The organism is Streptomyces sp. NPDC035033 (assembly GCF_040636735.1).
Taxonomy (GTDB): domain Bacteria; phylum Actinomycetota; class Actinomycetes; order Streptomycetales; family Streptomycetaceae; genus Streptomyces.
This window is the reverse complement of sequence record NZ_JBEZUZ010000006.1, coordinates 56,246-81,495: the sequence shown is the minus strand read 5'-3', so window position 1 is coordinate 81,495 and position 25,250 is coordinate 56,246. Positions and strand designations below refer to the sequence as shown.

Sequence of the window (25,250 nt, the reverse complement as noted above, 5' to 3'; positions counted from 1 at the left end):
GCCGCACATCATGCGGCACGGGTCACCGCCGGTCGATCACCCGGGTCAGTCGACCTCGACGACCGCCTCCGCGAACTGCGCCGCGTACAGCCGGGAGTACGCCCCGCCCGCCGTCAGCAGCTCCTCGTGCGTGCCCTGCTCCACGATCGAGCCGTTCTCCATCACCAGGATCACGTCCGCGTCCCGGATCGTGGAGAGCCGGTGCGCGATCACGAAGGAGGTGCGGCCCTGCGCGAGCCGGGCCATCGCCTTCTGGATCAGCACCTCGGTCCGGGTGTCCACCGAGCTCGTCGCCTCGTCGAGGACCAGGATCACCGGGTCCGACAGGAACGCCCGGGCGATGGTGATCAGCTGCTTCTCGCCCGCGCTGACCGCCGCCCCGTCGTCGTCCACCACCGTGTCGTACCCGTCCGGCAGGGTGCGGACGAAGCGGTCGGCGTGGGCCGCCCGCGCGGCCTGTTCGACCTCCGCCCGGGTCACCTCGCGGGTGGCGCCGTACGCGATGTTGTCGGCGATCGTCCCGCCGAACAGCCAGGTGTCCTGGAGGACCATGCCGATCCCGGCCCGCAGCTCCTCCCGGGACATCGCCGCGATGTCCGTGCCGTCCAGCGTGATCCGGCCGCCCGTCACCTCGTAGAACCGCATGAGGAGGTTGACCAGCGTCGTCTTGCCGGCGCCCGTCGGGCCGACGATCGCGACCGTCTGGCCCGGCTCCACGGTGAGCGACAGGTCCTCGATGAGCGGCTTGTCGGGCTCGTAGCGGAAGGAGACGTGCTCCAGGGCGACCCTGCCCTTGACGTCGCGCGGCCTCTCGGAGGCCGGCGCGTCCGGCGCCTGCTCCTCGGCGTCGAGCAGTTCGAAGATCCGCTCCGCCGAGGCGACGCCCGACTGCACCAGGTTCGCCATCGACGCCACCTGCGTCAGCGGCATCGAGAACTGGCGCGAGTACTGGATGAAGGCCTGCACGTCACCGATGGAGAGCGTGCCGCTCGCCACCCGCAGACCGCCGACCACGGCCACCAGCACGTAGTTGATGTTCGAGACGAAGAACATCACCGGCTGCATCACGCCGCTGTTGAACTGGGCCTTGAAACCGGCCTCGTACAGCGCCTCGTTCTGCTCGTGGAAGCCCTTCGCCGCCTCCTCCTGCCGGCCGAAGACCTTCACCAGCGCGTGCCCGGTGTACATCTCCTCCACGTGCGCGTTGAGCGCGCCCGTCGACTTCCACTGCTGCACGAAGTGCGGCTGCGAGCGCTTGCCGATCCGCGCCGCGACCACCACCGACACCGGCACCGTCACCAGGGCGACGAGCGCGAGCAGCGGGGAGATCCAGAACATCATCGCGAGCACGCCGACGATGGTCAGGAGCGAGTTGATGAGCTGGCCCATCGACTGCTGGAGCGTCTGCCCGACGTTGTCGAGGTCGTTGGTCGCCCGGGACAGCACCTCGCCGCGCTTCGCCCGGTCGAAGTACGACAGCGGCAGCCGCGCCAGCTTCGTCTGGACGTCCTCCCGCATCCGGTACACGGTCCGGTTGATCACCTTGATCGACATCCGGGTGGAGACCAGCATCAGCAGGCCCGCCGCCACGTACACCGCGAGCGCCAGCAGCAGCACCTCGCCGACCGCGCCGAAGTCGATGCCCCGGCCGGGCGTGAAGTCGACCCCGGACAGCATGTCGGCCATGCCGCCGTCACCGTCCGCCCGCAGCCTCTCCAGCGCCTGCGCCTTCGTCACGCCCTCGGGCATCTGCCGCCCGACCACGCCCGCGAAGACCAGGTCCGTCGCCCGGCCGAGGATCTTCGGGCCGACCACCGCTCCCGCCACCGACAGCACGCCGGCGAGCAGCATCACCCACAGCGCGGCCCGCTCCGGCGCGAGCTGCCGCAGCAGCCGCTTCGACGATCCCTTGAAGTCCATCGACCGCTCGCCCGGGGCGCCCCCGGCCATCATGCGTCCGCCAGGACCGGCCATCAGGCTGCCTCCGCCTCGGTCAGCTGGGAGAGCACGATCTCCCGGTACGTCTCGTTCCCCGCCATCAGCTCGTGGTGGCGGCCGGTGCCCACGACCCGGCCCTCGTCGAGGACCACGATCCGGTCGGCGTCCCGGATGGTCGACACCCGCTGGGCGACGATCACCACGGTCGCGTCCGCCGTCTCCGCCGCGAGCGCCGCCCTCAGCCGGGCGTCCGTCTCGTAGTCGAGCGCGGAGAACGAGTCGTCGAAGAGGTAGATCTCCGGCCGCTGCACCAGCGTCCGGGCGATCGCGAGCCGCTGCCGCTGCCCGCCGGACACGTTGGTGCCGCCCTGCGCGACCGGCGCGTCCAGGCCGTGCTCCAGCTTCCGCACGAAGTCGGCGGCCTGGGCCACCTCCAGGGCGTGCCACAGCTCCTCGTCGGTCGCGTCCGGCTTCCCGTACCGCAGGTTCGACGCCACCGTCCCGGAGAACAGGTACGGCTTCTGCGGGACGAGCCCGACCGTCCGCGCCATCAGCGCCGGGTCCAGCCGCCGCACGTCCACCCCGTCGACCAGCACCTCGCCGCCCGTCACGTCGAACAGCCGCGGCACCAGGCCCAGCAGCGTCGACTTGCCGGAGCCGGTCGAGCCGATGATCGCGGTGGTCTCGCCGGGCCGCGCCACCAGCTCCACGTCCTTGAGGACGGACTCCTCCGCGCCCGGGTACCGGAAGTCCGCGCTCCTGAGCTCCAGGTGCCCGCGCCGGTCCAGCGAGGTCACCGGCTCGGCCGGCGGCACCACGCTCGACGAGGTCGCCAGGACCTCCTCGATCCGCTCGGCGCACACCTCGGCGCGCGGCACCATCATGAACATGAAGGTGGCCATCATGACCGCCATCACGATCTGCATCAGATAGGCGAGGAAGGCGGTCAGCGCGCCGATCTCCATCCCGCCGCTGTCGATGCGGTGCGCGCCGAACCAGACCACGGCCACGCTGGAGACGTTCACCACCGTCATCACGGTCGGGAACATCAGCGCCATCAGCCGGCCCGTCGCCATCGACACGTCGGTCAGCTCGCCGTTGGCGCCGCGGAAACGCTCCTCCTCGTACCCGTCCTTCACGAAGGCGCGGATCACCCGGTTGCCGGTGATCTGCTCGCGCAGCACCCGGTTCACCGTGTCGAGCCGCTCCTGCATGGTCCGGAAGAGCGGCCGCATCCGCCGGACGATGAGCGAGACGGAGATCCCGAGCACCGGCACCACCGCCAGCAGCACGCCGGAGAGCGGCACGTCCTGGCCGAGCGCCATCACGATGCCGCCGACGCACATGATGGGCGCGGAGACCATCAGGGTGAACGCCATCAGGACCAGCATCTGGACCTGCTGGACGTCGTTGGTCGTCCGGGTGATCAGCGACGGCGCGCCGAACTGCCCGAGCTCGCGCGCCGAGAAGGACTGCACCCGGTCGTAGACGGCGCCGCGCACGTCACGGCCGAGCGCGGCGGCGGTCCGCGCGCCGTAGTGCACGGCCCCGATGTTGCACAGCACCTGGATCACGGAGACGCCGATCATCAGCGCGCCGAACCGCAGGATGTAGCCGGTGTCCCCCGTGACGACACCGTTGTCGATGATGTCGGCGTTCAGGGTCGGCAGGTAGAGGCTCGCACAGGTCGCCAGGAACTGGAGCAGGACGAGCAGCGCGATGGGTTTTCGGTAGGGCCGGAGGTGGGTTCGGAGAAGTCTTATGAGCACGGTTCTCACTATCGCCCGAGCACCCGCGCCGTTACGACCGGGTTTGCGGCGCCCGGCCGAGCCCTGGTGAAGACTTTACGAACCGTCCTCCGGGCGGCCGTCCCCCGAAGGGGCGTCAGCCGCCGAACGCCCCTGGGTGGATCTGCTCCCGCGCCGCCACGTACTGCTGGCGCACCGCCTGCCCCACCGGCAGCTCCTCGCCCGGCTCCAGGATCTGCGCGGCGGCGCCCTGCCAGGCCGGGGGAGCGGACGGCGAGAGCGTGCCGCGGGCCACGCCCAGCGCCCAGGCGGCCTGCTTGGCCGCGCCGAGCGCCGCGTAGTCGGCCGGCTGGGGGACGACGACCTGCGCGCCGAACAGCGCGGGCGCCAGGGCCTGTACGGCGGGCAGCGAGGCCGCGGCGCCGAGCAGGAAGATCCGCCGGATCCCGACCCCGCGCCCGCGCACCACCTCCAGGGCGTCGCCGAGCCCGCACAGCATGCCCTCGAAGGCGGCCCGCGCCAGGTGTTCGGGCTTCATCGACTCGCGGCGCAGCCCGGTGAGGGTGCCCGCGGTGTGCGGCAGGTGCGGCGTCCGCTCGCCCTCCAGGTAGGGGAGGAGCACGAGACCGGAGGAGCCGGGCGTCGACTTCAGGGCCAGCGCGGAGAGTTCCTCCAGCGACGGGGCGCCCAGCATCTCCGCGGTGCCGCGCAGCGTGCGGACCGCGTTGGTGACGGAGACCACCGGCAGGTGCATGCCGGTGGCGTCGGCGTAGGAGGTGATCGTGGTGCCGGGTTCGGCGAGGGCCTCGTGGTGGACGGCCATCACGGAGCCGGAGGCGCCGAGCGAGACGACGGCGTCGCCGGGGCCGAGCCCGAGGCCGAAGGCGGCGGCCATGGTCTCGCCGGTGCCGGCCGAGATCAGCAGCCCCTCGGGCGTGGTCCCGGCGGGTTCGGCGGGGCCCAGCACCTCGGGCAGCGCGACGGTGTGCCCGAGCGCCAGCTCGACGAGGTCGGGGCGGTAGGCGCCGGTGCGGGCGGACCAGTAGCCGGTGGCGGAGGCGGCGCCGCGGTCGGTGGTGCGGCGGGCGGGCCGGCCGAGGAGCTGCCAGACCAGCCAGTCGTGCGGCTGGAGGACGGCGGCGATCCGCCGGGCGTGCTCGGGTTCGGTCCGGGCCAGCCAGCGCAGCTTCGCGACCGGGAGCCCGGCCTGCGGGACGGTGCCGACGGCCTCGGCCCAGGCCTCGCGGCCGCCCAGGGCCTCGACGAGGTCGGCGGCGGCGACCTGGCCCCGCTTGTCGTTGCCGACGAGGGCGGGCCGCACCAGGCCGCCCCGGTCGTCGAGCGGGACGACGCCGTGCGCCTGCGCGGAGACGCCGATGGCCTCCACGCCTTCGAGGAGACCGCCGGTGGCGGCCTCCCCGAGCGAGAGCAGCCAGCTCTGCGGGTCGACGTCGGTGGCCTTGGCGTCGACCGGGTGCGGAGCGTGCCCCTGTCTCAGTACGGCGCCCGTGTCCGTGTCACAGACGACGATGCGCGTGGCGTCCGAAGAGCTGTCGAGTCCGGCGACTATCCCCATGACACCCGATTCTGCCGCACGCGGGGCGCGTACGGGTCAGGTGTTGCTGGTGCCCCAGTCGTCGTCCTCGGTGACCTGCCCGTTGGCGTGGGCGCGTCCGCGCAGGGCGGACACCCGCTCGGCCACGGAGGCGGGCAGGCGGTCGCCCACCTTGTCGCCGACCATGTGCGCCGCCTTCCCCGCGTACTGGCGGCCGGTCTGCGCGGCGGACTCGGCGGCGTTCCGCACGGCGGGGTTCCGCGCGAAGCCCTGGGCGGCCTTCTTCATCCGTTCGTACCGCTCGCGTCCCGCGCGCGTACCGATCACGTAACCGAGCGCGAGACCCGCGGCGAACGTCAGCTTGTACCGCACGCTGCGATCCTTCCCTGGAAGGTCCTGGGGATGCCCTCGGGATACCGATTGGCGGAGCACCCCCCTGCTTGCGCTAATGTATGTCTCGCAGCGAGCGCCCGCCGCCCGGGGAGACCCCGGCAGGACCGTTCGGTGCACCGCAGCAATCCCCTGTAGCTCAATTGGCAGAGCAGCCGGCTGTTAACCGGCAGGTTACTGGTTCGAGTCCAGTCGGGGGAGCGCGATCCCCTGTAGCTCAATTGGCAGAGCATTCGGCTGTTAACCGGAGGGTTACTGGTTCGAGTCCAGTCGGGGGAGCAGATCGGAGAAGGGCCCTTCGGGGTCCTTTTTCGCGTTCCCGGGAACCATCCGTTCCCGCCCGTGGTCTTCATGGTCGAGCAGGGCCGGTCATCCCGATCATCCGGAGCAGGAGATCGTATGAGCGGCTATGCTGCGGCAGACGGCGCGCACACTTGTACGCGCGTCGACGTCGGGGGCGGTAGCTCAGCCGGTTAGAGCAGCGGACTCATAATCCGTCGGCCGTGGGTTCGAGTCCCACCCGCCCCACCGCAGGCCCGTGGTCGCAGGAAGGATTTTCCTGCGGCCGCGGGCCTTCTGCTGTCCACGGTGCCCGGCGCGGGGGGCGCGCCGCGGCGCGACACGCCCGGGGATCACCCGGACGGCCCGCGGCGGCGGGCTCCGACGAGCCAGTGGGCGAGGTGGTCGGGGGCGGTGGCGCGCAGCTCCCGGTGGAGGGCCCGGAGGAGTTCGGGGCGGTGCAGGAGCGAGCGGGCCGCCGGTGCGGTGGTGGCGAGGGCGAGGACCAGACCGGTCCACGCCTCGGGGGACTCGGGGTCCGCGGCCAGCAGGCGCGCGTAGGCCGCGGCGGCGGAGGGATCGCCGGAGAGCAGGGCGCGGTCGGCCGTCGACGCCCCGGTGGCCCCGGCCTCCGGCGACGGCGCGAGCAGACCGCGGATCAGCCGGGTCCGGGCGTGGGTCCAGCGGGTGGTGTCGGGGGCGAGCGTCGGGGCGGCGACGGGGTGGGGCGCCGCGCCGGAGAGGAAGGCGCCGGCCAGGGCCCGCACCTCGGCGGGGGCCGGGGCCAGGTGGCGCACCCGCCACTCGACGCGGTGGTCGGTCGCGGCGAACGCGGCCATCGCGTCGACGCCCGGCCGGACGCGGGCGTCCTCCTCCCAGGCGTCCAGGCGGGCGGCCATGCCGGCCACGAACCGGCGCCCGTGGGAGGTCAGCGCCGGGTCGGCGGCGAGGGTGCGGACGGCCTCCCGGGTCTGCCGGCGGCTGAGCGCGAACTCGAACTCGGCCAGCGCCCGCCCGGCGCGCGGCGCCCGGTCCAGGTACCGGGACCAGAAGTCGGCGATCCCCAGGAAGGCGTACGCCCCCTGGAGCAGGCCGCTCAGCGGACGGGGGTCGTCCCGCCAGGGGGCGTGGTGCCGCTCGGCGCCGTCGTCCCGCTCCAGCGTCAGCAGGTGCAGCAGCGCGCCCAGTTTGGTGTGCTGGAACTCGTGGACCAGGGTCACCGCGAAGGTCACCGGGTCCGGCGGGAGCGAGGTCAGCAGCCCGCCGAAGGCGTCGCCGGAGGAGGCGCTGAGCACCAGCCCGTGCGGCGACGGCGGCACGGCCGTCATGCTGCGCAGCCCCTCCGCGAGCGCCTCGGCCGTCTCCGGGTCGGTCTCCTCGAGCAGCCGCACGGCCCGGTGGAACCGGTCCTGCCACACGGCGGTCTCGGCCGGGTCGAGGCGCTGCGGCGGCAGCGGCTCGCTGAGGTCCCGGTAGGGGCCGATGTCGTCCAGCCAGATGTCCACCGGGTTCCCGGCGACCCGGGTGCGCAGCCGGCGCAGCCCCTGCCAGCCCGGCCCGTCCCCGGCCGGCGGGGCGGGCGGGCCGACGTCCGCGCCGTACGGGTCGACCCGCAGCCGGCCGTCCGCCACCACCACCTCCGCCGTGCCCCACCGGGGGCGCCCCGGCAGCCGGGCGAGCCCCAGGGTCGGGAACATCACGGCCCCGTCCCGCAGCGGCACGGTGGTGCGCAGCGACAGCCCCGCGCGCAGCGCGGCGACGGCGCACACCACGTGCAGATGGCCGAGATCGGTCCACAGCGGGCCGTCGCCCCAGGCCGTGCGGTGCAGCAGCCGCAGGCCGTGCCCCAGCCAGACCCCGGTCTGCGGGTGCAGCAGCAGCTCCCGGAACTCCTCCGGGGCCCGCTCCTGGGCGGCCGTCAGGACGTCCCACGCGCTGTCCACGGACGGCAGCGGGCCGAGCGCGGCGGGCGTCCGCGCGGTGGTGTCGAGCAGCGCCCGCAGCAGCAGGAGCCGCCGGCTGTACTCGGTGGTCCGCAGGAAGCGGAGGGTGCCGGGGCCGCCCCGGCCCGCGGCCAGGGCGTCGAAGGACGCCGAGGGAACGAGATGGTGCACGGTACGGGCGGGCTCGTGTCCTCCGTAGGTCTGCACGGATCTCCTCCCCGGGAAACCGTCAGTCGGCCCGTCCGGGCCCTCCCTCGCCGGCGAAGTTGACCCGGGGGCGCTCGACCTGGCGCAGCAGCCGCTCCAGCGAGCGGGCGAGCGGGCGCGGATCCTGTCCGCGCAGGACGGAGAGCGGGACGTCGCTGAGGTCGACGAGCTCGGACCCCAGGTGCCGCGGCTTCCCCGCCGCCGGCGCCGTGTGCGTGTCGGACGTGTGCATCGACATCCCCCTGCCATGCCCCTCGAACCCCGTCGGCCTTTCATGATGACGCAGGCCGTGGGGTTCCGGAAGGGCGTGATCAGGCGGGTGCGCCCCCCTGTTCCGGCAGCAGCCAGCGCGCGGCCCACTCGGCCAGCTCGCGCTGCTCCCGCGAGCCCGGTTCGAGGAGGGCGAGCGCCTCGACGAGGGCGGCGAGGCCGCCGGGATGGCGCCGGCAGGTCCGCACGATGCTGATGATGTCGGGGCGGGCCGCGCTCAGCCGGGGGACGGCGCCGGCCAGGTCCTCGGGGAGCATGCCGAGGACCAGCTGCCGCTGGTTCTGGTCCGTCATGCTCGGCCAGTCGGCCAGCAGGCCGATCAGCTCGCGCAGGCCCGCGTCCGGCACCGGCTCCTCCGGCCGCCGGGAGGAAGGGACGGCGGGGACGGCGGCGGCGGGGGCGGCGGCGAGGGCGTCGGACCGGCGCACGTCGCCCGCCCAGGAGCGGTGCCAGAGCGAGGTGGGCCGCTGGGGCCCGCCGCCGAACTCCCGCAGCACGGCGGCCGCCACCGCGTCCATGTCGGGCGGCCACGCCCCGGCGCCGTCCGTCGCGGCCAGGGCCGCGAGGACCGCCCGGGAGAACGCCCCGGTCTGCGCCACCGGGTCGTTGGCCGCCCGCCGCCCCGCCCCGGAGGCCAGCAGCACGAACTGCTCCCGGTCCGGCAACCGGTGGCCGCCCGGCGGGAGTTCGTGGGGCAGCGAGCGCGTGAGGCGCAGGTCCTCGACGAAGGTCTGGCAGGAGTCCACCAGCCAGATCTGCCGCCGGAAACCGGGGAGGAGGTCGGTGGTGAAGGCGGTCAGCCAGGCGTCCAGGTCGAGGTTGCGCCGGTCGTCCGGACCGGCGTCGGCGTAGAAGAGCCGGCGGTGCCCCTGCGGGTCGGTGACGCCGTGCCCTCCCCAGAACACCCACAGCAGATCGCCCTCCAGGGGCGGCAGCCACCGGGTGAGCACCTCCTGCACGGCCTCCCGCCCGGCGGGCCCCGACGGCACGTCGACCTCCGGCCCGCCCGCCCCCGGCAGCGGATCGAGCAGCAGCGAGACGTGCGGCGCGGGCACCCCGCGCCCGCGCAGCCAGGCGGTGAAGCGGCGGGCGTCCGCGGCGGGGCCGGGCAGGTCCCAGGACGGGCCCGCCGCGTACCGCTCCGCGCCGACGACGACCGCGTACGTCCGCTCCGGACGGGCCGCCGCCGTCACGCCGGCCCCGCCGCGAGGAGGCGGTGCGATTCCGCCGCGAGGAGGCGGTGCGACCCCGCCGTGAGGAGGCGGCCCGGTCCCGGGCCGCCGGAACCGGCCCACCCGCTTCGGTCACGGGGAGTCACCGCGATTCCGGGCCGTGACGGCCGCCGTCCCTCCCGCGCCCGCCCCGGGCCGCCGGCCCGTCCCGGCCCGCCCGCCCCCGTACCGACCGCGCACAGCACCGTCGTCACCGCTCGCCCCCGTCCGTGGTGGCATACGCCAAATGGCTTTCACGATAGGGCACTTGCCACCCGCACGGCTACACTGCGTAGGGGCCGTGCCGCACTGTCGCGCCGGGCCGGAAGGGGAATGCCGTGAGCATGGACTCCGTCATCACGCACGTCGTCGCGGCCCTCGCCGTGGTGATCGCGGCCGCCCACGCGGCCGGCGCGGTGGCCCGGAGACTCGGCCAACCCCCCGTCGTCGGACAGCTGTTCGCGGGCATCGCGCTCGGCCCCAGCCTGCTCGGCCTGCTCCCCGGCGGGCTGCACGAGAGGCTGTTCCCGGAACAGATCCAGCCGATCCTCACCTCGCTGGCCCAAGTGGCCCTGATCTTCTTCCTCTTCGCGGTCGGTTACGAGCTCGACCTCGGCCTGCTCCGCCACCGGAAGGCCGTCGCCTCGGTCTCGGTGAGCGGCTTCGCCCTCCCCATGCTGCTGGGCGCGGGCATCGTCCTGCTCCTCCCCGAAGGCTTCGCGGAGGTCAACGGCGGGCGGCCGGTCGACGCCACCTTCGTCCTCTACATGGCGGTCGCCCTCTCCATCACGGCCGTCCCCGTCCTGGCCGGCATCATCAGGGACCAGGGCCTCGCCGGCACCCGGCCCGGCACCATCGCGATGGCCTCGGCCGGCGTCATCGACGCGCTGAGCTGGCCCGTCCTCGCCGTCGTCCTGGTCGGCGGCGCGCACGGCTCGACGCGGGAGTGGGCGGCGAAGGCCGCCCTGCTGGTCCTGTACGTCGCGGTGATGCTCTTCGCCGTCCGCCCCCTGCTGGGCCGGTGGATGAGCCGGCCCGCCGGCCGGCCCGCCCAGCGGGTCCCGCTCGCCGTCACCCTCGCCCTCGCCTCCGCCTGGGCCACCAACGCGCTCGGACTGCACGTCATCTTCGGCGCGCTGCTCGCCGGGGTCGTGATGCCCCGGCTGCCCGACGGCTCCCCGGACGCCCGGCTCCTCGGTCCGCTCCGGGACGCCGGCGGGCTGCTGCTGCCGGTGTTCTTCGCGATCTCCGGGACGACCGTCGTCCTCGGCGGGCTGCACGCCTCCGACCTGGCGCTCCTCGCGGTGATATGCGCCGCGGCGGTGGTGGGCAAGGTGGCGGCCGGGGCGCTCTCGGCACGCGGCGCCCGCCAGCCGTGGCGCGACTCGCTGCTGATCGGCGTCCTGCTCAACACCCGCGGCCTGACCGAGCTCATCGTGCTGGAGGTCGGCCTCCGGGCCGGGGTGATCGGCCCCCGGCTCTACGCGCTGCTCGTCGTGATGGCACTGGTGACCACGGCCGCCACCGGCCCGCTGATCAAACTGCTGGGCCGCCCGGCCGGTCCGCCGTCGGCCCCGCGGGACGGCGGACCGGCGACCGGGAAGGTGCCGGAGGTCCGGACCGGGCCCGGCCTCGACCCGGTGCCCGCCGGCGGCGCGGAACCGCCGCCGGCCCCCTGACGCCGCACGGCACGCGGAAGCCGGCCGGGCCCCGGGCCCGGCCGGCCCCTTCGCGGCTCCGGCCCGCCTAGAAGGGCACGGGGGCGATGTCGATCTCGGCCCGCTTGCCCGAGGCGGAGGCCACGGTCGCCGGGTGGTCCTCGCCGAGCCGCCGGCGGAAGCCCGCGAGCGTCTCGGTGTGCAGGGCGGTCGCCTCGTCGTCCCGGCCCAGCGCCCGCAGGTCGAGCACCACGTTGGTGGCGCAGGCCAGGGCCGTCGGGTGGTCCTCGCCGTGCTCCCGGCGCAGCACCTCCAGCGCCTCCCGGTCCAGCTCCAGGGCCTCCTCGTGCCGGCCCTCCGCGGCGTACTGGCTGGCGGTGCCGGCGGCCGCGGTCAGGGCGAGGACGTGCTCCGCGCCCAGCGTCTCCCGCAGCCCGGGCAGCGCCGCCGCCAGGTGCTCCCCGGCGCCTTCGAGGTCGTCCAGGTGCCGCAGCGTGATGGCCAGGTTGACCCGGGCCGAGAGCGTGTACGGGTGGGAGTCGCCGAGCTTCGCCGCGTACCGCCCGATCGTCGCCTCGCCCAGCTCCCGCGAGCGCCGGAGCTGCCCGTCCTGCCGCAGGTCCACGACGAGGTTGGCGGCGCAGGCGACGGCGTCGGGGTGGTCGGGGCCGAACCGGTTCACGAACTTCGTCCACACCGCCTCGCCGAGCGAGAGCGCCCCCGCGTGGTCGCCCGCCCGGCGCCGGCAGACCGCCAGGACACGGGCGCAGCCGAGGCTGGCGGGGGTGTCCTCGCCGAAGTGGGTGCGGTAGCGGGCGTACACGTCCTCCTGGTGGGCGGCGGCCTCCAGGTAGTCGCCGGTCTCCCGGATGTCGATGGACAGGCCGCTGAGGGTGTTGAGGGTGTCGAAGTGGTTCTCGCCCAGGGTGAGGGAGCGCAGCCGGGCCGTCTCCGTGTCGTGCGCCCGCGCCTCCTGGTACCGGCCCATCAGGCGCAGGCCGATGCCGAGGCTGTGCGCGGCGCGCAGGGTGGCCGGGTCGTCCTCGCCGAAGGCCCGCAGGGACCGCTCGTACACCGAGCGGTTGATCTCCAGGCCGCGCGCCATCTCGGCCCGCAGCCGCAGCCCGCTGCACAGCTGGATCAGGGCGTCGAGGGTGCCCTCGTCGTCCTCGCCGGCGGTCCGCAGGTACGTGTCGGCGGTCCGCTCCATCATGGCGGCGGCCTCCCGGTACTCGCCCAGCGTGCGCAGGATGAACGCCATCCACTTCGCCATCTCCAGCGTCTGCTGGTCCTCCGCGCCGAACTTCTCGGTCCAGGTCTCCAGCGCGTCCCGGGCCATCGCCGCCGAACCGGCGTGGTCGCCCCACACGTACAGGAACTCGACCATGCCGCGGATCAGTCCGCGCACCCACGGGGACTCGCACTCGACGGCCCGGGAGACCATCACGTGCGGCAGCAGGGCCTGGTAGCGGGGCCACAGCTCGCGCGAGCCGGGGCTGTTGGGGTTGGCGTCGGCGAGCAGCAGGTGCGCGCCGTGCCGCATGTCGGCCTGCTGCTGCGGGGACATGCGGTTGACCAGCACCGCCTGGACCAGGCGGTGCAGCTGGATGGTGTCGTGCCGGTGCTCGATCCGGGCCAGGGCGTAGATGTTGATCTCGCGGATCGCCCGGCCGAGCTTGATCGGGTGGCGCAGGGCCTCGTCCAGCTCGGGGGCGATGGTGGTGGTCCGCGCGTTGTTGAAGAGCGAGCGGGAGATCGGCTCCGGGGCGAAGAAGGAGCAGACCTGGAGGAGCTGGAGCGCCGCCGGGTTGCGCTGTTCGAGCTGGCGCAGCGAGACGTCCCAGGCGGCCGCCACCGACATCGGGTAGTCGGGCGAGGGGACGAGTTCGAGCATCAGCTCGGCGATCTTGTCCTTGATCAGCCGCAGGTAGTCGGGGACGGCCATCCCGGTGACGGCCTGCCAGGCGGCCGCCTGCTCGATGGCGAGCGGCAGGTCGCCCAGGGCCTCGGCGAGCCGGTCGGCGTCGGAGTCGCTGAGGTCGCGGGCGCGGCGGCGGAGCAGCGCCTTGCTCTCCTCGCGGGTGAAGACGTCCACGGACAGGGTCCGCGCGACCCGGTCCCACTCCTGGTTCCGGGAGGTGATGAGGATCTTCCCGGTGCCGCCGGTGGGGAAGTAGGGGCGGACGGCCTCCACGTTCTCGGCGTTGTCGAAGACCAGCAGCCAGCGGTCGTACGGCTCGCCCCGGCGCAGCGCCTCGCGGACGGCGGGGACGGCCTGGTTGGCCTCGTTGCTCACGTTCAGGCCCATCCGCTGGGCGAGTTCGGTGAGCGCGGTGAGGATCATCGTCGGCTGCTCGGAGGGGATCCACCAGACGACGTCGTAGTCGGAGGCGTACCGGTAGACGTACTCGATGGCGATCTGCGACTTCCCGACGCCGCCCATGCCGTGCAGGGTGTGCGGGAGCACGGCCGAGGTGTCGCCGGTCAGCAACTGCTCCCGGATCTGGTCGAGCAGGCCCTCCCGGCCCACGAAGTTGGGGTTGTTCGGAGGGACGTTGCCCCAGACGGCGGGGACGGAGAGGCGCGACGGCCGGGACGGGGTGCCGGGCGCCGGGGCCGGGATCGACGCGGGGGAGGAGGACGGGATCGGGGTGCCGGAGGCCGGCGTCGGCGCCCCTGAGGGCGGAGGCACCGGTGCCCGGTTCACCGCCTCTCCGGTCTCGCGCTCCTGCTGACTGGCGGTGGTGTCGGTCATGGAAGGGCCGTCCGTGTCGGAATGTACGGGGGTGTCGCGGATATCGTGGACCAATGACGCGTTGCCGGGCATGAGCGACTCTCCCGGCGAACCGCCCTCCAGGGCGGCGCTGATCCGGTGCGCCCGGAGCAGGTAGGGGCCGGACAGGGCGCGGAGGATCGCCAGTTCGACGCGGACGAACGGGAGGCTCTCGGCCGTCAGCGGCGGATCGGGTACGTCCTCCGGTGCGAGCAGGGCCCCGTGCAGTCCGCGGGCCGCCTCGGAGCGGTCGCCGAAGAAGTCGGAGACCGAGCGCGCCACCCGCGCGGTGTCCGCCCGCATCGCCCCGGCGAGGAGCGCCTCGCGGGCCCCGTCGACGAACTCCAGCGGGGTCCGGTCGCCGGCGTCCGGCTCCGCCCCGGAGGGGGGCTGCTCGACCAGGCCGCTGAGGAACAGCTCGGCCACGTGCACCGGTTGCGCCTCCGGCACCAGCCGGTGCCGCACGTCCCGCACCAGCCGGGGGTCGAGGACGGCGGCGGCCAGGTGGGTGGCGAGCCGGAAGGCGGTCGGGGTGGCGTGGCTGCGGAAGCGGCGGATGCGCTCCTGCACGGTCGGGGCCGGCGGGTCGGCCGGCGGTTCGGGCTCCTCCGGCTCGGCCGGGCCGGGCGCGCCGAGCAGCAGGACGGAGGCGTCGGTCCACCCGTCCGCCCCGCCGGCGACCAGTGCGGCCCAGCGGCCCAGCCAGTCGGCGTCCAGCTCCAGGACGGGGACGGGCGCCGTCCAGGTGGCGGGCGGCGGGTCGAAGGGGTCGTACTCCTCCGGCGGGAAGGAGACGGCCAGTTCGGTGTTGGGGGCGCCGGAGCGCGGACTGCCGAGCCGCACCCGGCGCGGGGTCAGGGCGGTGCGGTGCCAGTCCCGCTGGGAGAGCAGGTGCACCACCGCCGTCGGTCCGGCCCCGGCCCACAGCTCCAGCGCCCGCGGTCCGGCGCCGGTGCGCCAGAGCGGCCCGAGGGCGTCGGTGAGGACGAGGACGATGCGGCGGCCGGTCCGGTCGACGAGTTCGGCGGGGGAGCCGGCGGGGCCCCGGCCGGCGACCGGCCCGTGGAGCACGGCCTCGTCGTCGCCGGGGGCCGTGCTCGGGCCCATCCGGCGGACCCGTACGTCCCGGAAGGCTCCCAACTGTTCGAGGACGGCGGTGAATTCGGTGATCGTCTGTTCCCAGATCGCCATGGTCGCGTGGTCGTCGACCACGAGGACCAGGTCGAAGCGGCGCTCGCCGGCCGGCCGGGTGCGGGGCAGCCACAGGCCGTCCTCGGCGGCCTGCTCGGCGGTGGCCTCCTCGTCCAGCTCGACCTCGTACGGGGAGGGGACGACCTGCTTCAGCGGCCGCAGCCGCCGCGCGATGCCGGGGGCGTCGGGCAGGTCCGGCAGCGGCTCGGCCCGCGCGTGCCCCTCCCGGAGCGTCCGGGCCAGGGCGAACTCCCGGGCGATCGGGCCCGGCGGCCCGGCCGGGCGCGGCGCGCTCCGGGCCCCGCCGGGAGGCCCGGGCGCGGGCTCGCCGGCCGGCGCCGCCCCGCCGGGCCGGGGCCGCTCCGCCGGCGGGGGCGCGTCGGGCGGCCCGGGCGGCCAGGGGAGGCCCGGCGGGGTCGTCGGCGGGGGCCCGGGGGGCGCGCCGGACGAGGGCAGCGGGGCCGCGAGCGTCTGGTACGCGTGCAGCCACAGCGCCTCCGCGACCTCGAAGGGCTCCGGGAGCGAGCGGGCGTCGTCGTCCATCAGGGGGCCCCCGACAGCTGCCGCCAGAGCGCGTCCAGCAGTTCGCCCCAGGTCTCGTCGTCGTCCCGGACGCCGGCCGACCGCAGGTAGACGGCGTTCAGGAGCTGGTCGGTGGCGAGTCCGCCGCTCTGCCGGCTGCGCTCCATGAAGGCCCGGATCATGGCGTCGTGGCGGCCGTCCTGGTCCCGGAAGTGGGCGGCGATCATGGCGGCGAGCTGGTCCTCGCGCGGCGGGGAGACGTCGAGGCGGACGCAGCGGCGGAGGAAGGCGGCGGGGAACTGCCGCTCGCCGTTGCTGGTGATGACGACGAACGGGAAGGCCCGGCACCGGACGAGGCCGTCGGTCACCGGGGCCGTGCCGTCCGGGTCGTCGGTGAAGACCCGGGCCCGGCTCTCCTGGTGGCGGGCGCGGACCAGTTCGGGGATGTCGTAGGAGCCGTTCTCCAGGACGTGCAGGAGGTCGTTGGGCAGGTCGATGTCGCTCTTGTCCAGCTCGTCGATGAGCAGGACGCGGGGCAGTTCGTACGGCAGCAGGGCGGTGCCCAGCGGGCCGAGCCGGACGAAGTCGCCGATCCGGGGCCCGGTGCCGGGGGTGCCGTCCGGCTCGGGGGCCCCGGCCGGGGGGTCGCCGGACGGCTGGGCGGGCACGGGGGCGGCGGTCCGGGCGCGGTCGCCGAGCGCGGCCTGGGCGCGGCCGATGGCGTCGTACTCGTACAGGCCGGAGCGCAGGGTGCTGCGGGAGGTGATGCCCCAGTGCAGGACGCGGCCCAGGCCCAGCTCGCGGGCGACGAGGTAGGCGAGGGTGGACTTGCCGATGCCGGGCCGGCCGGTGACGAGCAGCGGCCGGCGGAGCAGCAGGGCCGTGTTGATCAGGTCGATGTCGTGCGGGTCCTGCCGGGGGGTGGCGCGGCCGACGGCGCCGAGCCGGCGGTCGGTCTCGGCGCTCTCGGCGGGGACGGGGGGCAGCACGGGGCCGCCGTCGAAGTTCCGCCAGCCGGGCGGCGGCGGCAGGATGTCGCCGAGGCGGATGTCGGTCAGCGGCCGGCCGGTGCCCCGGTAGATCCACCAGCTGCGGCTGGTGACGTGCCCTCCGTTCCGGCTGCTGTCGACCGGGTGATGGACACCGCTCATGTTTCCCCCTCGTCGTCGTGTCCGCCGCGCGCGTTCCCCGTGCCCGGGCCCGGCGGGCCCCAGTCGACGAGGCGGTTGGGGTCGTCGAAGAGGACGGCGAGGTGCCGTCCGACGTGGTCGTCGCGCTGGCCCGCGGCGGCGGTGGCGGCCTCGCCCCGCAACAGCTTCGCGCGCTGCGGGAGTTCGATCGCCTTTCCCTTCAGGAGCTTCTTGGCCCTGCGGCGGAACTCGGGGGGCGGCGGTTCGCGCCGGTCCCAGACCGCCAGCGGAACCCCGGCGCGCAGCGCGGTCTCCAGGGGGGAGCGGCCGCCGGCCGGGTGCGGCGGCGGGGGCGCGCCGAGGGCGACGGAGACGAGCCGTTCGTCGGCGACGAGCGCGCTGCTCCAGCGGACGGCGTCGTGGCCGCGCCGGCCGATCGTGTCCCAGTGGCAGGCGGTGTCGGGGCCGTCGAGCATCCGCTGCCAGCGGTTGTGCCACTTGCGGTGGTGCTGGGTGGCCCGCATCCGTTCCAGGCTGCGCAGGACCACCGGGTAGGTGAGGCAGAGGGCGGTGGTGAGGTCCGGACCGGACGTCAGCCACTCCATGGGGTGGTTGAGCAGGTGGAAGGGGAGGACGAACTCCAGGACGGGCCGGCCGGGGCGCCCCGCCCATTCCTGCTCCGCCCGGTCGACCAGCTCTCCCACCGCGGCGGGGACCTCGTCCAGGGTCACGAGCCGGTCCTCGCCGCGCTCCGGCCGCCACGGCCCCGGCCGGATCTGGCGCCAGTGGGAGAGCAGATACCGGTCCGGGTCCCTTCCGCTTCTGCACAACTGGACAACGAGACAGGCGGGCGCGGGTTGTGCGGTGGCGGCCCGGGCGATGTCCGCGCGGACGGCGGCCAGTTGCGGGACGAGGCGGAGGGCGGCGGCCTGCGCGTCGTTCCACTCGCGCAGCGCGGCGGCGGTGTGCCGGTGGGCCTCGGAGCCGTCGAGCGCGGTGATCACGTGCTCGACCAGGACGGTCGCCGGGAGCAGCCCGTCGGGGCGGGCGTTGGCCCGGCAGAGGAGGTCGAACGCCTCGTCGAGGCCGGAGACGGGGCGGCGGGGGAGGACGAGGTCGCCGGCGGCCGCGTGGAGCAGCCCGGGGGCGTCGAGGTGCCGGAGGCCGGCCAGCAGTGAGCGGCCGGCCCGTAACTCCGCCTCGGGCAGGACGGGCAGGACGTCCGGCGCGGGGTCGGGGGTGGAGTCGGCGAGTTCCTGGATCCTGAGGACGGGGGAGGAGCCGGGGGCGTAGAGGCTGAGGGCGTCGGCCAGTTCGCGCAGACCGTGCGGTTCGCGCAGGCAGCCGAGGACGATCTCCAGGATGTCCAGTCGGGTCCGGCTGTGCCGGGGGACGTCGCCGACCTCGGGCAGCCGCTGCGCGAGCATGCTGATCAGGAGGTCGCGGCTGCCGGGGACGTCGAGCCCCGGCACCGCGCACAGCTGATCGACCAGCTCACGCCTGAGCTCCGGTGCGTGAGCGCCGTGGCCCTCGTCGGACAAGAGTCCCCCCGTCGCGGCTCCGGTGCTTCCAACTCCCGATCGGACATGGGCAGTACGGGCGCCGCCGCCCTGCCGTCCAGGGTAGGGCGAGGGCCGGAGCGGTCGCCACCCGTACGCCGGGTTCCTTCATCGGAAATCGCCGGGGCGCGGGGCCGCCGGACCGCCGGACTACTCGACGACGAGGTCGACCGTGATGTTGCCGCGGGTGGCCTTGGAGTACGGGCAGAAGGCGTGGGTCTTCTCCAGGAGAGTGCGGCCGGCCTCGCCCTGGAGGTGGTCGGGGAACTCGGCGCGCATGACGACGGCGAGGCCGAAGCCGCCGTCGGCGGCGTCCTTGCCGATGGAGACCTCGGCGGTGACGGACACCTCGGAGACGTCGATCTTCTCCTGGCGGGCGATGACGCCCATGGCGCTGGCGAAGCAGGCCGCGTAGCCGGCGGCGAAGAGCTGCTCGGGGTTGGTCCCCCGGCCGTCGCCGCCGAGGGCCCGGGGGTGGGCGAGGGGGAGGTCGAGCAGGCCGTCGGAGCTGACGGCGCGGCCCTCGCGGCCGTTGGCGGTGGCGGCGGCGGTGTAGATGGCGTCCATGGGTTCTTCCGTTCCTTGTCCTCGGGGAGGGATGCCCTTCTATTAGTAGCGCACGATTAAGTTGTGCACAACTGAATCGTGCGCGAGGTCTCGCGTACCCTGGAGGCATGGAGACGCTCGACACGGTCCCGGACGACGACTTCCTCCGGCTCGACCAGCAGATCTGCTTCTCGCTGCACGCGGCGACCCGCGCGTTCAACGGCGTCTACCGCGAGGCGCTGAAGGAGCTCGGCCTCACCTACCCCCAGTACCTGGTGATGCTCGTCCTCTGGGAGCACGGCGAGCTGCCCGTCAAGGGCATCGGCGAGCGGCTGCGGCTCGACTCCGGCACCCTGTCGCCGCTGCTCAAGCGGCTGGAGGCGGCCGGATACGTGGAGCGCCGGCGCAGCGCCGAGGACGAGCGGTCCGTCACCGCCCGGGTCACGGAGGAGGGCGCCGCCCTGCGCGGGCGGGTGCTCGGCGTGCCCCGCCGGATCGCCGCCGCCACCGGCCTCGACCTCGCGGACCTCGTCGACCTGCGCGCCCGGCTCGGCGCCCTCGCCGCCCGCCTCGACGGCGTCGACCCCGACGAGCTGCGCCCCTCCTGCGGCTGACCGACGGGGGCGCCCTCCCCGTCACCAAAATGTAAGGACTGGGATCCTTGGGCGCTCCTATACTCGGATCATGTCCGAGATCACCATCCGCCGCGCCACCGCGGCCGACTCCAAACGGCTGACCCGGCTCGTCCAGGGCTCCGGCGCCTACCGGGGGCCGTACGCCGTCATGGTCGACGGCTACCAGGTCGGCGGCGCCTACATCGAGCACCACCCCGTCCACGCCGCCGTCGACGCGGAGGGCCGCGTCCTCGGCTTCTACGCCCTCCTCCTCGACGAGGCCGAACTCGACCTCGCCTTCGTCGCCGACGCGGCCCAGGGCCTCGGCATCGGCCGGAGGCTGATCGCCCACATGACCGCCGAGGCCCGCGCCGCCGGCCTCGACGCCGTCCGGGTCGTCGCCCACCCGCCCGCCGAGGAGTTCTACCTGCGCACCGGGGCCCGCCGCACCGGCACCGTCGCCGCCTCCGGACGCATCCACTGGGACCGCCCCGAACTGACCTACGACCTCACCGGCCCCGCCGCGGCCGCCGCGTGACCGCCGTCGAGTCGCCGGGGGAGGAGAAGCGGCGGATCTTCGCCGACCTCACCCCGCTGCGCACCTCCGCCGACTACCGCCGCCTCTGGTTCGGGAACACCGTCTCCTGGATCGGCCAGGGCATGACCGCCCTCGCCATCTCCCTCCAGGTGTACGACATCACCGGCTCGGCGTTCTCGGTCGGCCTCGTCGGCCTCTTCTCCCTCGTCCCGCTCGTCGTCTTCGGCCTGTACGGCGGGGCGATCGCCGACACCGTCGACCGGCGCACCCTCGGCCTCGCCGGCGCCACCGGCTCCGCGGTCCTCTCCGCCGCGCTCGCCGCCGCCGCCTTCGCCGGCTTCCACCGCGTCTGGTTCCTCTACGGCATCGTCGCCCTCCAGGCCGTCTGCGCCGCCCTCAACTCGCCCGCCCGCAGCGCGATGATCCCCCGCCTCATCCCGCCCGAGCAGCTGCGCGCCGCCAACGCGCTCAACTCCATGGTCATGACCTTCGGCACCCTCGTCGGCCCCAGCCTCGGCGGCGTGATCGTGGGCCTCGCCGGCTACCAGACCGCCTACCTCATCGACGCCCTCGCCTTCTTCGCCGGCCTGTACGCGATGTGGCGGCTGCCCGCCATGCCGCCCGAGCACACCGGCACCGGGAAGCCGGGGGCCCGGGGCAGGGCCTCCGTCCTCGACGGGCTGCGTTTCCTCGGCACCCGCCCCAACCTGCGCGCGACCTTCGTCTCCGACCTCTTCGCGATGATCCTCGCCCAGCCGAAGGCGCTCTTCCCGGCCGTCGCCGTCCTCTGGTTCGGCGGCGACGCCAGGACCACCGGACTCCTCGTCGCCGCGCCCGCGTTCGGCGCGCTGATGGGCGGGGTGGTCTCCGGCTGGCAGAGCCGGATCCGCCGGCACGGCCAGGCCATCCTCATCGCCGTCGCCGCCTGGGGCCTGGCCATCGCCGCCTTCGGCCTCAGCCGGAACCTCTGGGTCGGCCTGCTCTGCCTGGCCGCCGCCGGGTACGCGGACACCTCGTCGATGATCTTCCGCAACACGATGATGCAGGTCGCCGCCCCGGACGAGATGCGCGGCCGGCTCCAGGGCGTCTTCATCGTGGTCGTCGCGGGCGGCCCCCGGCTCGGCGACTTCGTGGCCGGCTCCGTCGCCGACCTCACCTCGCCGGCCGTCGCCATCACCGGCGGCGGCCTCCTCTGCGCCGTCGCTGTCGGCGTGTTCGCCGTGTACGCCCGCGGATTCCGGCGGTACGACGCCGACCACCCGACCCCCTGACCGGCGCCGCACGCCGGGGGAGCGCTCCCAGCTCGTCCCGAACGCTCCCGGCCTGAACCGCCTTCGCCCTTCTGGCGGGTGGCCGCCACGGCACATAGCCGCCAGCCGCGACGGGGGCCAACTCCCCCTCCGGCGCACGAGACTCCTCGCGGATCCGGAATCCCTACCCCCGAACCCCGGGTCCGCGAGGAGCCGTTCGATGTCCACACCGCCGCCCCGGGGCAGAGCCGGGCTGATCGCCGCCGGCGCCGCCCTCGTGCTGCTCTCGGCCGGGCAGACCGCCGCCGCGCCGGACGCCGGCGCGGCCGCCGTGCCCGCGACCTTCCAGGGCCCCGCCGCGTCCGCCACCGTCACCCTCGTCACCGGCGACCGGGTCACCCTCACCACCCTGGACGGCGGTGCCCGGACCGTCACCGTCGACCGGGCGGAGGGCGCCACCGGAGCCGTCCGCACCCGGGTCACCGACGGCCGGGTCACCGTCGTCCCCGACGAGGCCCGCCGCTTCCTCGACTCCGGCGCCCTCGACCCGCGCCTCTTCGACGTCACCGGCCTCGTCGAGCAGGGCGTCACCGACGAGCTCCCGCTGATCGTCACCTACGGCGCGTCCGCCCGGGCCGCCGGCGCGCCCCGCGGCACCGAGACCGTCCGCGCCCTCCCGAGCGTCCGCGGCGCGGCCGTCACCGCCACCGACCCGGCCGCCTTCTGGCGCTCCTTCACCTCCCCGGCGGCCCGCGCCGCCGCGCCGGCGAAGGTGTGGCTCGACGGGCGGGTGGAGGCCGCCATGGCCGACTCCAACGCCCAGATCGGCACCCCGGAGGCATGGCAGGCCGGGCTCACCGGCAAGGGCGTCAAGGTCGCCGTCCTCGACACCGGCGCCGACACCGCGCACCCCGACCTCGCCGGCCGGATCGCCGAGTCGAAGTCCTTCGTCGAGGGCCAGGAGGTCGCCGACCGGGACGGCCACGGCACCCACGTCGCCTCCACCGTCGGCGGCTCCGGCGCCGCCTCCGACGGCCGCGAGAAGGGCGTCGCGCCCGGCGCCGTCCTCGCCGTCGGCAAGGTCCTCAGCGACGAGGGCCACGGCTCCGAGTCGCAGATCATCGCCGGCATGGAGTGGGCCGCCAAGGACGTCGACGCCAGGATCGTCTCGATGAGCCTCGGCTCCCGGGAGCCCAGCGACGGCACCGACCCGATGGCCCAGGCCGTCGACCGGCTCTCCGCCGAGACCGGCGCCCTCTTCGTCATCGCCGCCGGCAACACCGGCGCCCCCGGCTCCATCGGCTCGCCCGGCGCCGCCGACGCCGCGCTCACCGTCGGCGCCGTCGACTCCGCCGACCGGGCCGCGTACTTCACCAGCAAGGGCCCCCGCCACCGCGACCAGGCCCTCAAGCCGGACCTCTCCGCGCCCGGCGTCGACATCCTCGCCGCCCGCTCCCGGCTCGCCGCGGGCAGCGGCCCCTACACCTCCATGAGCGGCACCTCCATGGCGACCCCGCACGTCGCCGGCGTCGCCGCGCTCCTCGCGGAGCGGCACCCCGACTGGACCGGCGCCCGCCTCAAGGACGCCCTCATGTCCAGCTCCAAGGTCCTGGACGCCTCCGCGTACGACCTCGGCGCGGGCCGCGTCGACGTCCCCGCCGCCCTCGCCGCGGACATCACCGCGACCGGCTCCGCCGACCTCGGCTTCTTCTCCTGGCCGTACGAGGCGAACCGGCCCGTCACCCGGACCGTCACCTACACCAACGACTCCGGCGCCCCCGTCGAGCTGAGCCTCGCCGTCGAGGGCATGCCGGCCGGCACCGCCCGCCTCGCCGACACCACCCTCACCGTGCCCGCGCACGGCACCGCGTCCACCACCGTCACCGGCGACGGCACCGGCGCCCCCGTCGGCACCGCCTCCGGCCGGATCACCGCCACCGCCGGCGGCGTCCCGGTCGCCCACACCGCCCTCGGCCTGGTCAAGGAGGAGGAGCGCTACACCCTCACGGTCCACGTCAAGGACCGCGACGGCGCCCCCGCCGCCGCCGGCCTCGGCCTGCGGAACCTCACCTCCGGCGACGACCCCTTCCCGGCCTCCGTCGGCGACTCCGGCACCGTCGAACTCCGCCTGAAGCCCGGCACGTACACCGTCGACACCTTCCTCGACGTGCGCGGCGCGAACGGCCCCGACTCCCTCGGCCTCGGCTTCCTGGCCGCCCCCGAGGTCGTCCTCGACCGCGACCGCGAGATCACCCTCGACGGGCGCCGGCTGCGCGAGATACGCGCCGAGGTCGAGAAGCGCACCGAGACCCGCCAGCTCCTCATGGAGTACACCCGCGCCCTCGGCGGCGTCTCCTACACGGACATCGTGCAGGTGCCGACGGCGTACGACTCGCTCTTCGCCGCGCCGACCGACCCCGTCACCGCCGGCACCTTCGAGTACCGCACGGTCTGGCGGCTCGGCAAGCCGCTCCTTGAGGCGAGCGTCGACGGCCGGCGCCTCGCCGACCTGCGCCCGCAGTCCGGCACCGCGCTCCTCGAAGGCCGCCACCGCCTCGCCCTCGCCGACGCGGGCACCGGCACCCCCGCCGAGTACGCCGGCCGGGACGTCACCGGCAAGGCCGTCCTCGTCCGCCTCGCGCCCGGCGCGGACCCGGCCGCGGCCGCCCGGGCCGCGCAGGACGCGGGCGCCGCGGCGCTCCTCGTCACCGACGACGCCCCCGGGCGGCTGATGGCCTGGTTCGGCACCCCCGACCACCAGGAGCGCCCGCTGCCGGTCGCCACCGTGAACCGCGCCGACGCCGCCCGGATCGCCGCCGGCGCCGCCCGCGGCGAGCGGATCGACCTCACCGGCACCCGTTTCACCCCGTACGTCTACGACCTCTCCGAGGGCCACCCCGGCCGCGTCGGCACCGACCTCGTGTACCGCCCCGGCGACCGGGACCTCGCCACCCTCCGCACCCGCTTCCACGCCCCCACCGGACGGCGGGAGACCGGCGGCGAGTTCCGCTACTCGATCACGGACGCCTTCCCGCTCGGCGTCGGCTTCAAGGAGCGCATCGCCTTCCCGGCCGAGCGCACCGAGTACGTCTCCACCGGCGCCGGCCAGCGGTGGCACGAGTCCGTCGACCTCGGCGACTCGCTGGAGGAGCGCGGCGGCCTGTCCGTCCACCGCGGCGGCTCCGCCACGCGCCTCGACTGGTTCGGCCCCGTGTGGCACCCGTGGCTCGGCACCGGCCTCGGCTGGGGCCAGCAGCGGCGCGGCGACGACCTGCGGTTCAACACGCCCGGCTGGGGCGATTCCGGCCCCGACCACACCGGCTTCGGCGACGTGTGGGGCGACCCGACGATGAGCCAGACCACGGAGGTGTTCGTGGACGGGGTGTCGCGGGGCCGCAAGACGGGCTCCGGCTACAACCTCTGGGACGCGCCCGCCCAGGAGGCCGCCTACAAGGTCGTCACCGACACCGCGCTGGATTCGGCCCGCTGGCGGCTCGGCGCCCGGGGGCACAGCGAGTGGACCGTCCGGTCCGCCCGCACCCCGGACGACCGGTACACCGTCCTGCCGATGCTCAACCTCGGCCTCGACCTCGACACCGACCTGTACGGGAACGTCCGGGCCGGCTCCCGGCTCCCGGTCGGCGTCTTCGCCGCGTACGTGAAGGACGCCGCCGGCACCGGCACGATCACCGGCGCCGGCCTGGAGGTCTCCTACGACGACGGCGCCACCTGGACCCGGGTGGCCCTCCGCGCCGGGCGCGGCGACTCCTGGACCGGCGACCTGCGGATCCCGTCCGGCGCGTCCGCCGTCTCGCTGCGGGCCCGCGCCGCCGACGACCGGGGAGGCTCCGTCACCCAGGAGCTGATCCACGCGGTCGGCGTGAAGTAGCCCCGGGAAGAAGGGGGAGGGGCCGGACCCGTTGGGGGT

Annotated in this window: 16 protein-coding genes and 3 tRNA genes; 8 read left to right on the top strand and 11 right to left on the bottom strand. The window is 75.0% G+C overall.

Annotated elements, in window-relative coordinates; translation table 11 throughout:
* Window positions 1–45: 45 nt before the first annotated feature.
* The 4 genes from AB0E83_RS04795 to AB0E83_RS04780 form a co-directional block, all read right to left on the bottom strand.
* Window positions 46–1,974, bottom strand: a complete 1,929-nt coding sequence (locus AB0E83_RS04795) for an ABC transporter ATP-binding protein (protein WP_362105872.1) — start codon at window positions 1,972–1,974, stop codon at window positions 46–48.
* A complete protein-coding gene (locus AB0E83_RS04790) occupies window positions 1,974–3,707 on the bottom strand; it encodes an ABC transporter ATP-binding protein (protein WP_362105869.1) in 1,734 nt (577 codons plus the stop codon). The genes AB0E83_RS04795 and AB0E83_RS04790 overlap by 1 nt, the downstream gene beginning before the upstream one ends.
* A 115-nt stretch (window positions 3,708–3,822) precedes the next feature.
* Window positions 3,823–5,262 carry an FGGY family carbohydrate kinase gene (locus AB0E83_RS04785; RefSeq protein WP_362105866.1) on the bottom strand — a complete coding sequence of 480 codons (1,440 nt, stop codon included), beginning with the start codon at window positions 5,260–5,262 and terminating at the stop codon, window positions 3,823–3,825.
* A 36-nt stretch (window positions 5,263–5,298) separates the two neighbouring features.
* Complete coding sequence (locus AB0E83_RS04780; RefSeq protein ID WP_362105863.1) at window positions 5,299–5,613, bottom strand: YtxH domain-containing protein; 315 nt, start codon at window positions 5,611–5,613, stop codon at window positions 5,299–5,301.
* A 146-nt stretch (window positions 5,614–5,759) separates the two neighbouring features.
* Between AB0E83_RS04780 and AB0E83_RS04775 the strand changes: the two genes are divergently transcribed.
* From AB0E83_RS04775 to AB0E83_RS04765, 3 genes are all read left to right on the top strand, one after another.
* Window positions 5,760–5,832: transfer RNA gene (locus AB0E83_RS04775), tRNA-Asn, on the top strand.
* 5 nt (window positions 5,833–5,837) lie between these two features.
* Window positions 5,838–5,910: transfer RNA gene (locus AB0E83_RS04770), tRNA-Asn, on the top strand.
* A 175-nt stretch (window positions 5,911–6,085) separates the two neighbouring features.
* A tRNA-Ile gene (locus AB0E83_RS04765) sits at window positions 6,086–6,159 on the top strand.
* Between the two features lie 104 nt (window positions 6,160–6,263).
* On the opposite strand, the gene AB0E83_RS04760 is transcribed toward AB0E83_RS04765, so the two are convergent.
* The 3 genes from AB0E83_RS04760 to AB0E83_RS04750 form a co-directional block, all read right to left on the bottom strand.
* The gene (locus tag AB0E83_RS04760) at window positions 6,264–8,060 is read right to left on the bottom strand and encodes an HEXXH motif domain-containing protein (protein WP_362105860.1); all 1,797 of its coding nucleotides are present in this window, start codon (window positions 8,058–8,060) and stop codon (window positions 6,264–6,266) included.
* A 22-nt stretch (window positions 8,061–8,082) separates the two neighbouring features.
* Window positions 8,083–8,292, bottom strand: coding sequence for an aldo/keto reductase (locus AB0E83_RS04755; RefSeq protein WP_362105857.1), 210 nt, complete (start codon window positions 8,290–8,292; stop codon window positions 8,083–8,085).
* Window positions 8,293–8,371: 79 nt separating this feature from the next.
* Window positions 8,372–9,523, bottom strand: a complete 1,152-nt coding sequence (locus tag AB0E83_RS04750; RefSeq protein ID WP_362105854.1) for a caspase family protein — start codon at window positions 9,521–9,523, stop codon at window positions 8,372–8,374.
* A 362-nt stretch (window positions 9,524–9,885) separates the two neighbouring features.
* On the opposite strand from AB0E83_RS04750, the gene AB0E83_RS04745 reads away from it, so the two are divergent.
* The gene (locus AB0E83_RS04745; protein ID WP_362106008.1) at window positions 9,886–11,220 is read left to right on the top strand and encodes a cation:proton antiporter; all 1,335 of its coding nucleotides are present in this window, start codon (window positions 9,886–9,888) and stop codon (window positions 11,218–11,220) included.
* A 67-nt stretch (window positions 11,221–11,287) separates the two neighbouring features.
* Here AB0E83_RS04745 and fxsT read toward each other — a convergent pair whose 3' ends face one another.
* From fxsT to AB0E83_RS04725, 4 genes are all read right to left on the bottom strand, one after another.
* Window positions 11,288–15,706: an FxSxx-COOH system tetratricopeptide repeat protein gene (fxsT, locus tag AB0E83_RS04740; protein WP_362105851.1), complete on the bottom strand. Its 4,419-nt coding sequence runs from the start codon at window positions 15,704–15,706 to the stop codon at window positions 11,288–11,290.
* Entirely contained in the window at window positions 15,706–16,836 is a 1,131-nt protein-coding gene (locus tag AB0E83_RS04735) for a MoxR family ATPase (protein WP_362105849.1), read from the bottom strand. Before AB0E83_RS04735 ends, fxsT begins: the two co-directional genes overlap by 1 nt.
* Complete coding sequence (locus AB0E83_RS04730) at window positions 16,833–18,356, bottom strand: hypothetical protein (protein ID WP_362105846.1); 1,524 nt, start codon at window positions 18,354–18,356, stop codon at window positions 16,833–16,835. Before AB0E83_RS04730 ends, AB0E83_RS04735 begins: the two co-directional genes overlap by 4 nt.
* A gap of 168 nt (window positions 18,357–18,524) precedes the next feature.
* Complete coding sequence (locus AB0E83_RS04725; RefSeq protein ID WP_362105843.1) at window positions 18,525–18,941, bottom strand: organic hydroperoxide resistance protein; 417 nt, start codon at window positions 18,939–18,941, stop codon at window positions 18,525–18,527.
* Window positions 18,942–19,048: 107 nt separating this feature from the next.
* Here AB0E83_RS04725 and AB0E83_RS04720 point away from each other — a divergent pair, with 107 nt between their 5' ends.
* The 4 genes from AB0E83_RS04720 to AB0E83_RS04705 all read left to right on the top strand — a co-directional run bounded on the left by AB0E83_RS04720 (window position 19,049) and on the right by AB0E83_RS04705 (window position 25,211).
* Window positions 19,049–19,534, top strand: coding sequence for a MarR family transcriptional regulator (locus tag AB0E83_RS04720; protein ID WP_362105840.1), 486 nt, complete (start codon window positions 19,049–19,051; stop codon window positions 19,532–19,534).
* A gap of 70 nt (window positions 19,535–19,604) precedes the next feature.
* Window positions 19,605–20,072 (top strand): GNAT family N-acetyltransferase, encoded by a 468-nt coding sequence (locus AB0E83_RS04715; protein ID WP_362105837.1) that lies wholly within the window; start codon window positions 19,605–19,607, stop codon window positions 20,070–20,072.
* Complete coding sequence (locus tag AB0E83_RS04710) at window positions 20,069–21,343, top strand: MFS transporter (protein ID WP_362105834.1); 1,275 nt, start codon at window positions 20,069–20,071, stop codon at window positions 21,341–21,343. Before AB0E83_RS04715 ends, AB0E83_RS04710 begins: the two co-directional genes overlap by 4 nt.
* Window positions 21,344–21,542: 199 nt before the next feature.
* Window positions 21,543–25,211, top strand: a complete 3,669-nt coding sequence (locus AB0E83_RS04705; RefSeq protein WP_362105831.1) for a S8 family serine peptidase — start codon at window positions 21,543–21,545, stop codon at window positions 25,209–25,211.
* The last annotated feature ends 39 nt before the right edge of the window (window positions 25,212–25,250 follow it).

Coding starts and splice junctions, on each gene's coding strand:
- AB0E83_RS04795 (WP_362105872.1), bottom strand. CDS start 1,974: ATGGCCGGTCCTGGCGGACGCATGATGGCCGGGGGCGCCCCGGGCGAG.
- fxsT (WP_362105851.1), bottom strand. CDS start 15,706: ATGGACGACGACGCCCGCTCGCTCCCGGAGCCCTTCGAGGTCGCGGAG.
- AB0E83_RS04720 (WP_362105840.1), top strand. CDS start 19,049: ATGGAGACGCTCGACACGGTCCCGGACGACGACTTCCTCCGGCTCGAC.
- AB0E83_RS04705 (WP_362105831.1), top strand. CDS start 21,543: ATGTCCACACCGCCGCCCCGGGGCAGAGCCGGGCTGATCGCCGCCGGC.
- AB0E83_RS04725 (WP_362105843.1), bottom strand. CDS start 18,941: ATGGACGCCATCTACACCGCCGCCGCCACCGCCAACGGCCGCGAGGGC.
- AB0E83_RS04785 (WP_362105866.1), bottom strand. CDS start 5,262: ATGGGGATAGTCGCCGGACTCGACAGCTCTTCGGACGCCACGCGCATC.
- AB0E83_RS04715 (WP_362105837.1), top strand. CDS start 19,605: ATGTCCGAGATCACCATCCGCCGCGCCACCGCGGCCGACTCCAAACGG.
- AB0E83_RS04755 (WP_362105857.1), bottom strand. CDS start 8,292: ATGCACACGTCCGACACGCACACGGCGCCGGCGGCGGGGAAGCCGCGG.
- AB0E83_RS04735 (WP_362105849.1), bottom strand. CDS start 16,836: ATGAGCGGTGTCCATCACCCGGTCGACAGCAGCCGGAACGGAGGGCAC.
- AB0E83_RS04745 (WP_362106008.1), top strand. CDS start 9,886: ATGGACTCCGTCATCACGCACGTCGTCGCGGCCCTCGCCGTGGTGATC.